Genomic DNA, 16342 nt, shown 5'->3' with positions numbered 1-16342 from the left:
GGGCAGGGTGGGGCGACCTTGACGAGGATCATGGCCGTCCGGGGAATGAGAAAGGTCTGCAGTGCAGGGCGCGCTGGCAGGCGCGGCGCACCATGCAAAACGCCCGCCGGGGTGCGGCGGGCGTCGGGGTGTGGCTGATCTGGCCGTCAGGCCATGTGCCGGTGTCAGGCGGCGGGCTTGGCGTTGTCCAGCGAGAACGGCGACAGCAGGCGCACCATCTGGGCGAATGCCTTGGGGTTGCCGGCCAGCACTTCGCCCTGTTCCATCTGGCGCGGTTCGCCGGCGTAGTTGCCGACCAGGCCGCCCGATTCGGTGATCAGCAGCATGCCTGCAGCCATGTCCCAAGGCTGCAGGCCGCGCTCGAAGAAGCCGTCCAGGCGGCCGCAGGCCACATAGGCCAGGTCCAGCGCGGCGGCGCCCGGCCGGCGCAGGCCGGCGCAGTTGCGGGTCATCAGCGCGAACAATTCCATGTATTCGTCCAGGCCTTCCAGGTCGCGGAACGGGAAGCCGGTGCCGATCAGGCAGTCGGCCAGCTTGTCGCGGCGCGTGACGCGGATGCGGCGGTTGTTCAGGAAGGCGCCGGCGCCCTTGCTGGCGGTGAAGAGCTCGTCGCGGGTCGGGTCGTAGACCACGGCCTGCACGGGCGTGCCGCGGTGCAACTGGGCGATCGAGACCGCGTATTGCGGGAAGCCGTGGATGAAGTTGGTGGTGCCGTCCAGCGGGTCGATGACCCAGGTGTACTCGTGGGAGTCTTCACCCTCGGCCCAGGACTGGCCGGATTCTTCCGCTAGAATGCCGTGTTCCGGGTAGGCCGTGCGCAGGATCTCGATGACCGCGGCTTCGGCGGCGCGGTCCACCTCGGTGACAAAATCGTTGTGTTGCTTGCGCGAGACGCGCACCAGATCGACGTCGAGCGACGCGCGGTTGATGATGGATCCCGCTTTGCGGGCCGCCTTGATGGCGATATTGAGCATCGGATGCATGAATCTCTCCAGGCCGGCCACGACGACACGGCGGGGCGCAAAAGCGCCGCACGCCCGCTCATGGGCAGCTGACAACACAACGGATTGTAGAAGAACGTCGGGCGTCGCCGGTTCTGCTGCAAATGTGCCGCGAGAGTCTCGCGAGCAAGCAAAAACCTGGCGCCGCGCCAAAGAAGAACCCCGAATTGTATATGAACCCGGCAATTGATACGAGCCAGCCCGCTGCCGATGGCAACAGCGGTGATACCGGCGGCAACGCTTTCGGCCGCGTGCGCTTCGTGCTGGTCGAAACCAGCCACCCGGGCAACGTGGGCTCGGTGGCGCGCGCGATCAAGACCATGGGCTTCGGCAGCCTGGTGCTGGTCTCGCCACGCGAGCCGGATGTGCTGCGGCACCCCGACGCCATCGCCATGGCCAGCGGTGCCGACGATGTGCTGGCGGGCGCGCTCATCGTCGACCAGGTCGACGCGGCGCTGGCCGGCGCCGCGCTGACCGTGGCGATGACCGCGCGCCACCGCGAATTCGGCCCGCCGCGGCTGCTGCCGCGCGCCGCCGCGGAACGCGCGCGCCAGACGCTGTCTGGCAGCGGCGGCGTTGCCTTCGTGTTCGGCAACGAGCGCTATGGTTTGCCCAATGAAGTGGTCGAGCGCTGCAACACAGTCACCCATATCCCCGCCAATCCCGCCTATACCTCGCTCAACCTGGCGCAGGCGGTGCAGCTCATCGCCTACGAGATGCGGCTGTCGCTGCTGGAGGCGGCCCCGGACGCCGGCGCCAATATCGGCTATGCTGGTGAGCCGGCCACGGCCGAGCAGGTCGAGGCCATGTTCGGCCATCTGCAGACGGGCCTGGAGGCAATCGGCTTTCTCGATCCGTCCAACCCGCGCAGGCTGATGACCCGGCTGCGCCGGCTGCTGGCGCGCAGCGGCCTGGAGCGCGAGGAAGTGAATATCCTGCGCGGCATCGCCAAGCATATGCTGATCGCCGCGCAGAACCAGCCGGGCCCGCGCAAGGACCGGTGACAGGAGCGAGGACAGTGGCAGCAAACCGGAGCGATTCGATGCAGGGCGACGCAGGCACGCGCGGCAATCGCGCGCGCTGTCGCCTTGCGGCTGCGGGTTTGCGCAGGCCCGGGCGATGTTGACCGCAGCATCGCCGCAATGTCCCTGACGGATCAGGGGCCAAACACCGGCACCCCAAGCGGGTCCGGCAAATCACTTACACTCCCTGATCCCGTCCCCACCGGCCACTGACCTCGCCGGCGACCCTGCCCCGGGCACCAGCCCGCGTGGCGCGGCGCACGGCGCGGCAACACGACACGACCAAGATGTTCTCTCGCCTGAAGGAAGATATCGACACCATCATGCTGCGCGATCCCGCCGCGCGCAGCCGCCTGGAAGTGCTGACCTGCTACCCCGGCCTGCATGCCGTGATGTTCCACCGCTTTGCGCATCGATGCTGGAACGCGGGCTTCCACTGGCTGGGGCGCTGGATCTCGCACTGGGCGCGGTTTTTCACCGGCATCGAAATCCATCCGGCGGTCAAGCTGGGCCGGCGCGTGTTCATCGACCACGGCATGGGTGTGGTGATCGGCGAGACCGCCGAGATCGGCGATGACTGCACCATCTACCAGGGCGTGACGCTGGGTGGCACCTCGCTGTACAAGGGCCAGAAGCGGCATCCCACGCTGGGCGCCAACGTGGTGGTGAGCGCGGGCGCCAAGGTGCTGGGCGGATTCGTGGTGGGCGACGGCGCGCGCGTGGGCTCCAACGCGGTGGTGCTAAAGCCGGTGCCGCCGGGCGCGACCGCCGTGGGCATCCCCGCCCGCATCATCCTGCCGGATGCGCCATCGGCGCAGCAGGGTGCCAAGCAGGAGTTCTCGGCCTATGGCATCACGCCCAATGCGGACGATCCGGTGTCGCTGGCGCTCAAGAGCCTGATCGACAATGCGGGGCGCCAGCACGACCGCATCGAGGCGGTGCTGGCCGCGCTCGACCGGCTTGGCGAACACCTGGAGAACACGCCGAACGATCCCTTCGACGCGAGCGAACTGCGCAGGCTGATGAAGTGAGCGGGGCAGGGGCCGGGCCGGCGCTGCCGCTCAGTCGGTCTGCGGCAACAGGCGGAAGCCGTCGCGATCCAGTTGCAGCACCGCGGCGCGCGGATGGGCGCCGTCCAGGTCCCAGTCAGTAAGCACCCAGCGCACGCCGGCGGCGTCTTCATGCCGTGCCGGGCGGTGCGTGTGTCCATGCACCAGCAGCGACGCACCGGCGGCGCCGAGCAACTCGGCCGCGGCCGCGGGCGCCACATCACCATAAATCACCGGCACGGCCGCTCCCGCGCTCAATTGCCTGGCACGGTTGCCTTCACTGTCTGCCCGCAGCTTGCGGGCGATCGACAGACGCGCGCTCAGCGGCAGTGCCAGGAACACGCGTTGCACCCAGCGCTTGCGGGTCCAGCGGCGGAAGCGGTTATAGCGTTCATCGTCGATGCACAGCATGTCGCCGTGGCTCAGCACCACGCGCTGGCCGGCACAGTGGATCACGGCGGGGTCGGGCAGCAGGCGGGCACCGGCCGCGCTGGCGAAGCGCTGGCCCAGCAGGAAGTCGCGGTTGCCGTGCATCAGGTACACGGCCACGCCGCGCGCGGCCAGTGCGCGCAGGGCGCCGGTCACGCGCTGCGCGAAGGGCGAGTCGGTTTCTTCGTCGCCGATCCAGAATTCAAAGAAGTCGCCCAGGATGAACAGCGTGCGCGCGTGCTGTGCGGCGCGCTCGAGCGTGCGCTCGAAGGCCGCCAGCGTGCGGGGCATGCCGGGCGTCAGGTGCAGGTCTGAAATGAACCACGCCGGCGCCTGTGCCTCGAAGGGACCGGCCACCGGCGTGTGGGGGATCGCGGTCATGCGCGGTGTCGGAAGGGGAATGCCGGCACGTGGATGCGCACGGAACCGCAATCGTCAGGCATCGGCTTACTCGACGATGACGGCCTTCTCGATCACCACGTCTTCCAGCGGCACGTCCTGGTGGAAGCCCGAGCTGCCGGTGCGCACGCCCTTGATCTGGTCGACCACGTCGGTGCCTTCCACGACCTTGCCGAACACGGCATAGCCGAAGCCCTGCGGCGTGGGCGAGGAGAAGTTCAGGAAGTCGTTGTCGACCACGTTGATGAAGAACTGCGCGGTGGCCGAGTGCGGGGCGTTGGTGCGCGCCATGGCCACGGTGTAGCGGTCATTCTTCAGGCCGTTGCCGGCTTCGTTCTCGATCGGGGCGTCGGTGCCCTTTTGCTTCATGCCGGGCTCGAAGCCGCCGCCCTGGATCATGAAGTTCTTGATCACGCGGTGGAAGATGGTGTTGTCGTAGTGGCCCTTGCGCACGTATGACAGGAAGTTCTCGACCGACTTCGGGGCCTTCTCGGCGTCGAGTTCAATGGTGATGACACCCTGGTTGGTGTGGAGCTGGACCTTGGACATGGGATTTCCTCTGTTCGGTAGTGTTATTTGACGACGGTGGCCGACTCGATCACGATCGGCGCGGCCGGCACATTGCGCATGGGGCCGTAGGCCGTGGTCGGCACGCTCTTGATCTTGTCGATCGTCTCCATGCCTTCCACCACCTTGCCGAACACTGCGTAGCCGTTGCCGTCCGGCTGCGGGTAGTCGAGATTCGGATTATCCACCACATTGACGAAGAACTGCGCGGTGGCCGAGTTGGGGTCGCTGGTGCGTGCCATGGCCACCATGCCGGCCTTGTTCTTCAGACCGCCGCGGGCTTCCAGCGGGATCGGCGCACGGGTGGGCTTTTCCTTCATGTCGCGGTCGAAGCCGCCGCCCTGCACCATGAAGCCATTGATTACGCGATGGAAGATGGTGCCACTGTAGAAGCCGCTTTTCACATATTCCAGGAAGTTCGCGACGGTCTTGGGCGCGGCCTCGGGGTAGAGCTCGACGGTGAACTTGCCGGCACTGGTGATGAACTGGACGCGCTCGGCGGCCTTTTGCTGAGCCATTGCGTTGAACGAGGACAGTGCCAGGGCGCCTGCGGTCAGGCCGGCCAGGACGATGCGACGGGAACGGATCATGAAGGAACTCCGGTAAGTCTGGATGATGCACATGGTCCGGGCGCGCCGCGCCCGGGCCTTGGGATGGGTGGCCGTCAGTTCGCGGCAGGGGCGCTGGCAGGTGCCTGGCGCTGCGCTGGCGTTGCCTTGCGGCCGGTGCCGGCGGGCGCCGCCGGCTTGGCCGGCGCCGCGGCATCAGGGTTCAGCTGGCGCAGGCCGGCGCTGGCGCGGGCATCGCCCGGATTGCGGCGCAGCGCTTCGGCGTAGGCCTGCTCGGCCAGGCGGCGGTAGACGTCGCCCAGGTTGGTATAGCCGATGGCAAAGCCCGGCTTGACTTCGGTGGCCAGCAGCAACTCGGCCTCGGCGCGCTTCAGGTCGCCGCGCTTGGCGTAGAGCAGCGCCAGGTTGTTGTGGGGCTCGGGCAGTTCCGGGAACTCCTGCGCCATTTCGGCAAAGGCCTGGATGGCGGCGTCTTCGCGGCCGGACTGGGCCAGGGCCCAGGCGCGCTGGAAGCGTGCCTGCGCATTGCGCGGGTTGGCGGCCAGCACGCGGTCGAAGCCCTTGATGGCTTCGTCGTAGCGGCGCGCGTTGGCGGCCTGCTGGGCCTCGCTCATGCCAGGATCGGTCGACTGGATGCCGCCGACCGGCGTCGCCGGCGCGGCCAGCGACAGCGGGCCGTTCTGCGCGTAGGCAGGGGCCGCCAGCGCGGCGGCCAGGGCCAGCAGGGGCAGTACGGCGCGATGGCCGCGTCGGCGCGCGGGGGCGGCGAACATGGCAGAAGACGGGGAGGGCAGCGGCAGGCTCATTGAGGACAGGTCCGTTATACTCCGCGGCATTCTAGCAAAGCGGCAAGTCCGGCACGAAGGGCGATGACATCGGGGCAGCGGGCGCGGCATCTCGCGCGGCGCTGGCGGCGCCGTGCCGGAGGCAACCAGCGCAGCGCCTTCCGGTAAGATATGGGGCGCGACGGAATTGCGCCAGTGGCCGCGTTGCCACCGGCGGCCTGCCAGGCGCCGGGCAACCGGCGCCACGGCCCGCGCTGCCTGCTGTGCGAACCGCGGCAGTCTCCTCTCACCACTCACTTCGTTTCATGCAGCTTCTGAACATCTACAACACGCTCGCGCGTGAGAAACAGCCATTCGTGCCAATCGAACCCGGCAAGGTCCGCATGTATGTGTGCGGCATGACGGTGTACGACTATTGTCACGTTGGCCACGCTCGCGTGATGGTGGTGTTCGACATGGTGCACCGCTGGCTGCGTGCCGCCGGGTACGAGGTGACGTATGTGCAGAACATCACCGACATCGACGACAAGATCATCCGCCGCGCGGCCGAGAACGGCGAGACCATCGGCGAGCTGACCACGCGCTTCATCCAGTACATGCACGAGGATGCCGCCGCGCTGGGCGTGATCCGCCCCGACCACGAGCCGCGCGCCACCGACTACGTGCCGCAGATGCTCGACATGATCGGCAAGCTGGAAGCCAAGGGCCTGGCCTACCAGGCCAGCGACGGCGACGTGAACTATTCGGTGCGCAAGTTCGCCGGCTACGGCAAGCTCTCGGGCAAGTCGCTGGAAGACCTGCGCGCCGGCGAGCGTGTCAGCGCCAACGACGCCAAGCAGGACCCGCTCGACTTCGTGCTTTGGAAGTCCGCCAAGGCCAGCGAGCCGCCCGAGAGCAAGTGGGACTCGAAGTGGGGCGCCGGCCGCCCGGGCTGGCACATTGAATGCTCCGCCATGAGCTGCACGCTGCTGGGCGAGCATTTCGACATCCATGGCGGCGGGGCCGACCTGCAGTTCCCGCACCACGAGAACGAGATTGCGCAGTCTGAAGGCGCCAGCGGCAAGCCCTTCGTCAACATGTGGATGCACAACGGCTTCGTGCGCATCAACGACGAAAAAATGTCCAAGTCGCTTGGCAATTTCTTCACCATCCGCGAGGTCCTGAAGTCGTACGACGCCGAGGTCGTGCGCTTCTTCATCCTGCGCGCGCACTACCGCAGCCCGCTGAACTACAGCGACGCGCACCTGGACGATGCGCGCCACGCCCTGACACGCCTGTACACGGCGCTCAAGGACAGCCAGCCGGGCGGCTGCGCGGTGGACTGGGACGAGCCGCACGCCAGGCGCTTTGCCGAGGCCATGGGCGACGACTTCAACACGCCGATCGCGATGTCGGTGCTGTTCGACCTGGCCAGCGAGATCAACCGCACCGGCTCGACCGCGGCTGCGCGCCAGCTCAAGGGGCTGGCGGGCACGCTGGGCCTGCTCGAGCGCGACCCGCATACCTTCCTGCAAGGCGGCAGGTCCGACGACGGCATCTCGCCGGAACAGATCGAGACCCTGATCGCCGCGCGCAAGACCGCCAAGGTGGAGCGCAACTTTGCCGAAGCGGATCGCATCCGCGCGCAACTGCTGGAAGCTGGCATCGTGCTGGAAGACAAGCCGGGCGGTGCCACCGAGTGGAGGCGTGCTTGAACGCTGCCGCGCGCAAGCCCGCCACCGCCACGCCTCCCGCCACGAGGGGCCGGGTGAAGGCGGCCGGCCCGCGCCCGGGCAAGGCTGGCGCCAAGGAGGCGCCGCTGCCTGACGGCAAGGACACGGCCAGGGGCACGCGCAATGCCAAGGCCGTGCTGCCCGAGGCGGATGCGGTGCCGCTGCCGGTCGAAACCGTCATCGACGCGGTGCGCCCCGCCTACTGGGACGAGGCCTGCGCCGACCTGATGAAGCGCGACCGCATCCTGCGCAAGATGATCCCGACCTACGGCCCGGCGCACCTGGTGTCGCGCGGGGATCCGTTCGTCACGCTGGCGCGCGCGGTGGTGGGCCAGCAGATCTCGGTCAAGGCGGCACAGTCGGTGTGGGAGCGGCTGCATGCCCTGTGCCCCAGGCTGACCCCGGCACAGTTCCTGCGCGCCGGTCCCGAGAAGCTGGCCGGTTGCGGCCTGTCCAAGCGCAAGGGGGAATACCTGGTCGACCTGGCCGACCACTTCAAGGCGGGCACGGTGCATGTCGGCGAATGGGCGCAGATGGACGACGAAGCAGTAATTGCGGAGCTGACGCAGATCCGCGGCATCGGCCGCTGGACCGCCGAGATGTTCCTGATGTTCAACCTGATGCGGCCCAACGTGCTGCCGCTCGATGACATCGGCCTGATCAACGCGATCTCCGCCAATTACTTCAGTGGCGAGCCGGTCACGCGCAGCGAGGCGCGCGAGGTGGCGGCCAACTGGGAGCCATGGCGAACTGTGGCCACGTGGTATATGTGGCGCAGTCTCGACCCGCTGCCAGTGACGTATTAGGCATCACAGCAAGAAAATTTAGTGGCAGGTGCAGTCCGGGCTATCTGGCAGGCGCTAAGATAGCGACCAAATTCCGGTAGAATGCGCCCCTTCACAGACAGGTACGTGTGATTTTATGAAAACCACCTTCCTGGATTTTGAGCAGCCCATTGCCGAACTCGAGGCAAAGATCGAAGAACTGCGCTTTGTGCAGGACGATTCGGCTGTTGATATTTCCGAAGAAATTTCGCGGCTGGCCGGCAAGAGCCAGCAGCTGACCAAAGACATCTACGCCAACCTGACCCCGTGGCAGGTTGCGCAAATCGCCCGCCACCCCCAGCGTCCCTATACGCTGGACTACGTGCGCGAGATCTTTACCGATTTCCACGAGCTGCACGGCGACCGCACCTTTGCCGACGATCTTTCGATCATCGGCGGCCTGGCGCGCTTCAACGGCCAGGCGTGCATGGTCATCGGCCACCAGAAGGGCCGTGACACGAAAGAGCGCGCCATGCGCAATTTCGGCATGCCCAAGCCCGAGGGCTACCGCAAGGCCAAGCGCCTGATGGAGCTGGCGGACAAGTTCGGCCTGCCGATTTTCACTTTCGTTGACACCCCGGGCGCATTCCCCGGCATCGACGCCGAAGAGCGCGGCCAGTCCGAAGCCATCGGCCACAACCTGTACGTGATGGCCGGCCTGAAGGTGCCCCTGATCGCCACCATCATCGGTGAAGGCGGTTCGGGCGGCGCGCTGGCGATTGCCGTGGGCGACGTGGTGCAGATGCTGCAGTTCGCCACCTACGCGGTGATTTCGCCGGAAGGCTGCGCCTCGATCCTGTGGAAGACCGCCGAGAAGGCACCGGAAGCCGCCGAGGCGCTGGGCCTGACCGCGCACCGCCTGAAGGCGCTGGGCCTGATCGACAAGATCGTGAGCGAGCCGCTGGGCGGCGCGCACCGTGACTACAAGGGCATGGCGGCGATGCTCAAGCGCTCGCTGGCCGAGTCGCTGCGTCAGTTCCAGGGCATGAGCGTGAAGGAGCTGCAGGCTCGCCGCTATGAGCGCCTGCTCGCCTATGGCAAGTTCAAGGAAACCGGCACCCAGGACTGACCCGTCCGCCCGGCTGACCGACAAGGTCGCACAGGCCCTCCAGGCCGGTGCGGCCTTTGTTGTTTCTGGCGGCGGCACGGGCGCGGCGACGATCGCGGTGGCCCTGTCGGGCGGGCGCGATTCGGTCGCGCTGCTGCATGCCGCCCGCGCGGCCGCGGCGGAGTGGGGCGTTGGCGCGCGCGTGGTGGCGCTGCATGTCCACCACGGCCTGCAGGCGGATGCCGACGACTGGGACCGTTTCTGCGCCGCGCAGTGCGCGCAGTGGCAGGTCGGCTATTTCGTGCGGCGGGTGTCGGTGCAGCCCGAAGCGGGCGAGGGCGTGGAAGCTGCCGCGCGCCGCGCGCGCTATGCCGCGCTGGCGGCGATGTGCGCCGACAGCGGCGCGCGCCTGCTGCTGTTCGCCCACCACCAGGACGACCAGGTCGAGACCGTGCTGCTGCGGCTGTTCCGCGGCGCCGGCGTGGCCGGCATGGCTGGCATGCCAGCGCTGCGCCCGCTCGACGAGCGCAGCGGCGTGACGCTGCTGCGCCCCTGGCTGGACGTGGCCCGTGCCGAGATCGAGGCCTACTGCGCGGCCAACGCGCTGCAATGGGTCGACGACCCGTCCAATGCCGATGAACGCTATGCGCGCAATGCCTTGCGCGCGCACCTGCCGGCGCTGGTCGCGGCCTTCCCGGCGTTGTCGGCCAACGTGGTGCAGGCGGCAGCGCATTTCGCCCAGGCAGGCGCACTGATCGATGAACTGGCAGCCGCCTCGCTGGCGGCGCTGGCACGCCCCGGCCGCGATGCCGACACGCTTGCCGAACTCGACCTGGCAGGGCTGCGCGCCTTGCCCGTGGCACATGCCGATGCCGTGCTGCGCTTCTGGCTGCGCGACCTCGGCGTGCGCGCGCCTTCCACTGCCAGGCTGGCGGCGATGCGCGAGCAACTGGTCGCCCACGCTGGCGGCGAGCCCGCGATCGCGCATGAGGGGCTGGTCCTGCGCCGCTTCCGCGACCGCGTGCTGGCCTGCACGCCGCCACCGATCGCCGCGCCGGCACCCGTGACGCTGGACTGGCGCGGCGAGGCCCGTATCGTCGTGCCTGCCTGGCGCGGCGAACTCCATTTCTTCCGTGATGACACCTTCGGCGTGCCCGAAGCGGCGCTGCGCCAGCCCTTGCGCCTGGCCGCCCGCAGCGGCGGCGAGCGTATCGTGCTGCGCCCGGGCGGCCCGGCCCGGGCCCTGAAGCAAGCCTGCCAGGAAGCCGGCATCCCGGCCTGGCGCCGCGCCTGGCTGCCGCTGCTGTGGTCTGGCGATACCCTGGTGCTGGCCGCCGGCCTGGGCATGCACCGCCGCTGGCCGGACGCCCCGGCGGCGCCGCGCTGGCGCGTCGAATGGCATCCGCGGCCCGCGGCAGTGGCGACGCCGACGCACTGAAGCCCCCGGATCGGCGCCGGCATCACTTCCGATCTGCAGCCCGAACTCCGCTCCCGCCTTGCCTGACAGGGCTTGTTCGTGTATTTTCAAGGGCTTTGCACAATCGCTGGCGTCGACAAGAAGATGGCTCTCATCGTTCACAAATACGGCGGCACTTCGATGGGTTCCACGGAACGCATCAAGAATGTCGCCAAGCGCGTGGCCAAGTGGCACCGCGCCGGTCACCGCGTAGTCGTGGTGCCTTCGGCCATGTCGGGCGAGACCAATCGCCTGCTGGGACTCGCCAAGGAAATTTCGCCGCAGCCCAATCCGCGTGAACTGGACATGCTCGCCTCCACCGGCGAACAGGCCAGCGTGGCACTGCTGGCCATCGCGCTGCACGGCCAAGACATCGACGCGGTCAGCTACACCGGCTGGCAAGTGCCGGTGAAGACCGACTCGGCCTATACCAAGGCCCGTATCGAATCGATCGACGACGAGCGCATCCTCGGCGACCTCGACGCCGGCCGCGTGGTCGTGATCACCGGCTTCCAGGGCATCGACGACGACGGCAACATCACCACGCTCGGCCGTGGCGGCTCGGACACCTCGGCCGTGGCCATCGCTGCCGCGATCGAAGCCGACGAGTGCCTGATCTACACCGACGTCGACGGCGTGTACACCACCGACCCGCGCGTGGTCGAAGACGCCCGCCGCCTGGACCAGATCACCTTCGAAGAAATGCTGGAAATGGCCAGCCTCGGCTCCAAGGTGCTGCAGATCCGCTCCGTGGAGTTCGCCGGCAAGTACCGCGTGAAGACCCGCGTGCTGTCGTCGCTGACCGACCCGCTTATGCCGCTCGAGCAGGAAATGCACTCGGGCACGCTGATCACTTTTGAGGAAGACTCCACCATGGAAGCAGCCGTCATCTCCGGCATCGCCTTTGCCCGTGACGAAGCCAAGATCACCGTTCTGGGCGTGCCGGACAAGCCGGGCATCGCCTACCAGATCCTGGGCCCGGTCGCCGACGCCAACATCGACGTCGACATGATCATCCAGAACCAGTCCGTCGACGGCAAGACCGACTTCACCTTCACCGTGCCGCGCGGCGAGTACCAGCGCGCCCTGGCCATCCTGAACGACGGCGTCAAGTCGCATATCGGCGCCGGCAGCGTGTCGGGCGACCCGAAGGTGTCGAAGGTGTCGGTGGTGGGCGTGGGCATGCGTTCGCACGTTGGCATCGCCAGCAAGATGTTCCGCACCCTGTCGGAAGAGGGCATCAACATCCAGATGATCTCCACCTCGGAAATCAAGATCTCGGTGCTGATCGACGAGAAGTACATGGAACTGGCCGTGCGCGCGCTGCACAAGGCTTTCGAACTGGAACAGGCGTGATCCGTTCGTGAACACTTCTGGCGGGGTCGCGATTTTTGTGTTGAGTGATCGATTTTTCGTTGACCAACACGTGCGGCGCCGCTAGAATACGCGCTTCGTTGTGTGGCTCCCTCACACAACGCAAGTTTGGGAGACGTGGCCGAGAGGTCGAAGGCACTCCCCTGCTAAGGGAGCATCTGGGCCAAAACCTGGATCGAGGGTTCGAATCCCTCCGTCTCCGCCAGAAATGGCGAATGTGGACCCCAGCCCTTGAGGGGGCTGGGGAATCCGCTAGGAGACAGTCTTACACCGCTGCACCTTCCGCGTGTAACTTACACCGAGGGAGACGTAGCAGCGATGCACATCACCCGCCGAAACGGCGTCTACTACTTCCGCAAGAAAGTCCCCATTGATCTCGTTGCCGCGTATGGCAAGCGGGAGATCATCTACAGCCTCCGCACCAAAGAACGTCCCGTAGCGGCCCGTCTCGCGCTTCGCGCTGCCGTCCAGCTTGATGACGAGTTCAGCCTAAAGCGGGGTGAACCAGTCGCTCCCCCGCAGGTTGCTGTAACGCCGGACCTGGCTGCATCCGTGAGCATACAGGGTGGGGCCGAGAAGCCCGTGCCGAAGGCAAATAAGGTCACACTGGCTTGCCTTCTTCCCATCTGGCGACGCGAGAACAATCCCACTGACAAGACGGCGGACGCGGTGGCTCGCGCAGTATCAGAGGTGGGCAACCCCGACATCCGAACGACTTGTGAGGTGAACAGGCATGGCAAACGGCAAGTTCGTCACGTACTACCGGGTGAGCACGCAGAAGCAGGGGCAGTCAGGGCTGGGCATCGAGGCACAGCGCAATCTTGTCCAGGCATACCTCAACGGCGGCGCGTGGGAGGTGCTGGGCGAGTACACAGAGGTGGAGACGGGCAAGGGGGCCGACGCGCTGGCGAAGCGGCCCAAGCTGGCGGAGGCGCTGGACCAGTGTAAGAAGCAGGGCGCGACGCTGGTAATCGCTAAGCTGGACCGGCTAGCCCGCAACGTTCACTTCATTTCCGGGCTGCTGGAGACGGGCGTGGACTTCGTGGCGGCGGACATGCCGCAAGCGAACAAGGTCATGATCCAGATGCACGCCGTCATGTCCGAGTGGGAGCGGGACCAAATTAGCGCAAGGACTAAGGCGGCACTGGCAGCGGCCAAGGGGCGAGGCGTAAAGCTCGGGACGGCGGGTGCAGCGAACCTCAAGCCCAAGCTGGAGGAGCGGCGGCAGCAAGCGGGCGCCTTCGCCGAGAAGTTGCGCGGCGTGTTGGAGGGTATGCAGGCCCGTGGACTTACTCGGCGGGCGATGGTGGAGGAGTTGAATACGCTTGGTATCCGCACTGCCACGGGCGGGGCGTGGCATCTCACGCAGTTGCAGCGGACGCTGGGCCGACTGGCCGAGTGCAGCCAGATGCGGCCGGTGAGTGTGCTTTCCTAATTCAGTGTGAATGTTGCACGGTTTGCAGCCATGACGCGTTCGAGGCCCGTTGTTTGTCGATTCTATTAAACCTGTCTTATTGAGACGTGGAGCGCCTGAAAGATACCGTTGGCGCGGCTCGATGCAGTTTGCCGGCCTCGCGTTAAACGACAGCCCGACATGTTAATCTGTCATTTCGACATTTATAACAAGCTAGGCCGCAAGCCAAGTACCTATCAATGCAGGAAACACTTATTCCACCGTCTACACTCTTTAAGTATAGAGATGACTCGGAGCGTACGGAGAGCATCTTTAAAGCGAGGAAAGTTTGGCTGTCATCGCCAAGTCAGCTCAATGATCCTCTGGAGTGCAAAACTGGCGAAATTCCCAGGGCATGGGAAGCGGCCACAATTCGTAAACTTGAGGAAGGTCAATTGATGGGCATGGTGGGCATGCCTGGTCAAAAACTTCCAGCAACACTCTTTTCGCTCACCGAACGTCAAACCAAGCGTTGGTGGAAGCGATTCCGGGGACTGTCACACAAGCAGAAGGTTGCAGCGATGCGGCAACTCTACGCAGATCACGGAAGGGATTTGTCGCGTCCCGAGGCGATCTTTCAGGACATGCGAAAGCGCCTAAAGGCAGTTGGAGTCTTTAGCCTCAGCGAGGCCATTGACAATGAACTCATGTGGGCACACTACGGAGGCAACCACTCTGGCATCGCTTTGGGGTTCGGTTGCGCCCCGGACTGCAAACTTACCAAACCAAGGCACGCGCTGCCGGTGACCTATGCGTCGGAAAAGCCCACCTTCAAAACCGGCTTCAAAAACGAGGTTACATTCTACGCAGCACCCGGTGGTGGAACCAGGTCTGTTGGTAGGGTTTCGTTTGAAGACGAAGTGTTTCGGGCCGCAATAAGTACAAAGACTCCGGTGTGGAATTACGAGCGCGAATGGCGTTACGTTGAAGAATCCTCTGGTCTGTTCGATTGGCCTGGGCCGCTCGTTTCAGTCACATTTGGTATCAAGATGACTCCTGAGCGCCGCAACCACTATCGGAGGTTAGCTGAGGCAGCCGCAGGCAAGGATGTTCGCTTCTTCGAGGTTCAGCTATCTCGGTCATTGGGTGGCCTCATCGTGAATGAGTGCAAATAGCTATTTTTCTACCTCTGGCTTAACCAGTTGGTCAAGCCGACGCTCTCAAGCTCGCTTGTGGTCGCCCTCCGTGCTTCGCGCCCCGGTACGGCTTACCGCATACGCTCCTGCTTACCAGCAATCCCACGTTGACAGCGGTCCGAAATGCGAAATACACTAAGTGCCCGCGGGTATCTCCCGTGCGCCGTTACTGTCCACCCTTCTTAGGTTGCGCAGTAATAGGGCGCGAACCTCGCATTCGGTGATGACGGCTCTCTCTAGAGCTAACTGAGACCGGGCAAGGCCACCAATCGAACCAGTCCTAGAGGCTGCAAGAGAGGTGGCCTTTTTGCGTCCTCGCAAAGCGAACGAGGAGAGGTCATCGGCAAAGCTGACGGCCTGCGTTCTTTAACAACTAGGGCCAGACAACTGGCATTGGTGGTCAAGCCGTGATCTGACAGGCTTGGTCAGGATGGCTGCGTAAGCGGCCAGGGAGGCGTTCGTCCGATTGCAGCGGGTGATGCCATCAGGCTGAGTCGATCAGAGGGATTGACTGGCCTTTGTGTTGGCCCGAGAGGCCGGAAGGAGATTGAATGCAGGGAAAGGATAGTAGCACCAAAGCATGTGTGAGTCTCGATCTACTGGCCGACTTGTTTGTCGCAGTGGAAGTGTTTATTGCACGCGGAGTCGGGCCTGCGGCGGCACCGCCCCCGCAAACGAAGCACCGCGTGCGGCGTCGCCGGGGTGCGCGTGGAAGCAGAAATGGCCGTGCGGTACTGACGGCGGCAGTCGTCCAGGAAATGCGCCGGATGGCTGCCGAGGGCGCAAGCTTCGCAAGCATTGGCCGTGCGTTCGGCGTGCATCGCAGTACAGCGCAAAAGGTTGTTCGCGGCGTGCGTTGGGGGCACCTATGAAAGTCGGGGCCAGTAGGCTCACACGGGCGCTGTACCGGCAGGTGAAGGATGACGTGGCCGCTCTGCGCAAGATTGGTCGTCGATGCCGCGACCCGCTGCGGTTTGCCGCGTGGATGCATGGTGAAAGTCGGTTTGTGGTTAAGCGGCGGTGCGACAAGTGCAGCAGTCAATCCCGGCTTGTGCGCGACGGGTCGTGCGCTGGCTGCGCTGCCAAGCGTTCGCCGTTGAAGCTGACACCGGGCGGGAAGCTGGATAAGGCGGCGTATGTCTTCACAGCCAATGGCCGTCAGCGCGTAAGCAGGAATCGCTGGCTGGATCAGTGCGACGCCGAGCGTGCCGAGCGCGCAGGCGAGTTCCGGGAGGTGCAGCACGGCAAGTACACAGCCCGGATTTACCCAACGGGGAGGCTGGAAGTGCAGGACGACTTTGGCTGGCGGACGGATGACCTCGCCAAGCTGGCCCGCGAGGAGGGGGATGCGTTCTTCCGCTTCGCTCAAGGTGAGCCTGATCTAGTGGAGGTGATGGGGGAAGCGGGGTGGTCAGTATGAACGGGCGTGTAGCCACGAAGACGCGTTCGCGAGTGCCGGCGCAGATGGACGCAGGCATACGGCAAAACTTTGGGCAGTTGAAACTGGGGGGGCAAGGG

The 16342-nt window shown here is 65.6% G+C and carries 15 protein-coding genes, 1 tRNA gene and 1 pseudogene; 12 read left to right on the top strand and 5 right to left on the bottom strand.

All coding sequences use genetic code 11. From position 1 onward, the window contains the following. Positions 1 to 164 precede the first annotated feature (164 nt). Positions 165 to 983 carry an inositol monophosphatase family protein gene (locus tag AC3WON_RS29460; protein WP_010808970.1) on the bottom strand — a complete coding sequence of 273 codons (819 nt, stop codon included), beginning with the start codon at positions 981 to 983 and terminating at the stop codon, positions 165 to 167. Between the two features lie 191 nt (positions 984 to 1174). Between AC3WON_RS29460 and AC3WON_RS29455 the strand changes: the two genes are divergently transcribed. Continuing rightward, positions 1175 to 2005, top strand: a complete 831-nt coding sequence (locus tag AC3WON_RS29455; RefSeq protein ID WP_492353325.1) for an RNA methyltransferase — start codon at positions 1175 to 1177, stop codon at positions 2003 to 2005. Between the two features lie 305 nt (positions 2006 to 2310). Next, positions 2311 to 3054, top strand: a complete 744-nt coding sequence (gene cysE / locus AC3WON_RS29450) for a serine O-acetyltransferase (protein WP_492353324.1) — start codon at positions 2311 to 2313, stop codon at positions 3052 to 3054. A gap of 30 nt (positions 3055 to 3084) precedes the next feature. Here the strand turns inward: cysE and AC3WON_RS29445 are convergent, their stop codons facing one another. The 4 genes from AC3WON_RS29445 to AC3WON_RS29430 form a co-directional block, all read right to left on the bottom strand. Further along, positions 3085 to 3882 (bottom strand): UDP-2,3-diacylglucosamine diphosphatase, encoded by a 798-nt coding sequence (locus AC3WON_RS29445; protein ID WP_492320981.1) that lies wholly within the window; start codon positions 3880 to 3882, stop codon positions 3085 to 3087. 66 nt (positions 3883 to 3948) lie between these two features. After that, a complete protein-coding gene (locus AC3WON_RS29440) occupies positions 3949 to 4449 on the bottom strand; it encodes a peptidylprolyl isomerase (RefSeq protein WP_010808966.1) in 501 nt (166 codons plus the stop codon). A gap of 23 nt (positions 4450 to 4472) precedes the next feature. Continuing rightward, complete coding sequence (locus AC3WON_RS29435) at positions 4473 to 5057, bottom strand: peptidylprolyl isomerase (RefSeq protein WP_492353323.1); 585 nt, start codon at positions 5055 to 5057, stop codon at positions 4473 to 4475. 74 nt (positions 5058 to 5131) lie between these two features. Then, a complete protein-coding gene (locus AC3WON_RS29430) occupies positions 5132 to 5842 on the bottom strand; it encodes a tetratricopeptide repeat protein (protein ID WP_492353322.1) in 711 nt (236 codons plus the stop codon). A 284-nt stretch (positions 5843 to 6126) separates the two neighbouring features. Here AC3WON_RS29430 and cysS point away from each other — a divergent pair, with 284 nt between their 5' ends. The 10 genes and pseudogenes from cysS to AC3WON_RS29380 all read left to right on the top strand — a co-directional run bounded on the left by cysS (position 6127) and on the right by AC3WON_RS29380 (position 16244). Beyond that, complete coding sequence (gene cysS, locus AC3WON_RS29425) at positions 6127 to 7515, top strand: cysteine--tRNA ligase (RefSeq protein ID WP_011614939.1); 1389 nt, start codon at positions 6127 to 6129, stop codon at positions 7513 to 7515. Beyond that, a complete protein-coding gene (locus AC3WON_RS29420; protein WP_492353321.1) occupies positions 7512 to 8339 on the top strand; it encodes a DNA-3-methyladenine glycosylase family protein in 828 nt (275 codons plus the stop codon). The genes cysS and AC3WON_RS29420 overlap by 4 nt, the downstream gene beginning before the upstream one ends. A 115-nt stretch (positions 8340 to 8454) precedes the next feature. Continuing rightward, positions 8455 to 9426, top strand: coding sequence for an acetyl-CoA carboxylase carboxyltransferase subunit alpha (locus tag AC3WON_RS29415; protein ID WP_010808961.1), 972 nt, complete (start codon positions 8455 to 8457; stop codon positions 9424 to 9426). Then, entirely contained in the window at positions 9392 to 10843 is a 1452-nt protein-coding gene (gene tilS, locus AC3WON_RS29410) for a tRNA lysidine(34) synthetase TilS (protein ID WP_492320985.1), read from the top strand. The genes AC3WON_RS29415 and tilS overlap by 35 nt, the downstream gene beginning before the upstream one ends. 123 nt (positions 10844 to 10966) lie before the next feature. After that, a complete protein-coding gene (locus AC3WON_RS29405; RefSeq protein ID WP_492320986.1) occupies positions 10967 to 12217 on the top strand; it encodes an aspartate kinase in 1251 nt (416 codons plus the stop codon). Between the two features lie 129 nt (positions 12218 to 12346). Next, positions 12347 to 12440 (top strand) — tRNA-Ser (locus AC3WON_RS29400). Positions 12441 to 12553: 113 nt separating this feature from the next. Then, positions 12554 to 12721, top strand: a pseudogene (locus AC3WON_RS29395) (DUF6538 domain-containing protein); the annotation flags it as partial. 247 nt (positions 12722 to 12968) lie between these two features. Then, positions 12969 to 13670 carry a recombinase family protein gene (locus tag AC3WON_RS29390; RefSeq protein WP_492353320.1) on the top strand — a complete coding sequence of 234 codons (702 nt, stop codon included), beginning with the start codon at positions 12969 to 12971 and terminating at the stop codon, positions 13668 to 13670. Between the two features lie 218 nt (positions 13671 to 13888). Then, positions 13889 to 14803, top strand: coding sequence for a DUF2971 domain-containing protein (locus tag AC3WON_RS29385; protein ID WP_492353319.1), 915 nt, complete (start codon positions 13889 to 13891; stop codon positions 14801 to 14803). Between the two features lie 889 nt (positions 14804 to 15692). Next, positions 15693 to 16244 (top strand): hypothetical protein, encoded by a 552-nt coding sequence (locus tag AC3WON_RS29380; RefSeq protein ID WP_492353318.1) that lies wholly within the window; start codon positions 15693 to 15695, stop codon positions 16242 to 16244. Positions 16245 to 16342: the final 98 nt, after the last annotated feature.

This window comes from Cupriavidus sp. FW305-46, assembly GCF_058787075.1.
Note: the sequence above shows the minus strand (reverse complement) of the source record. Positions and strands in the feature narration are given on the sequence as shown.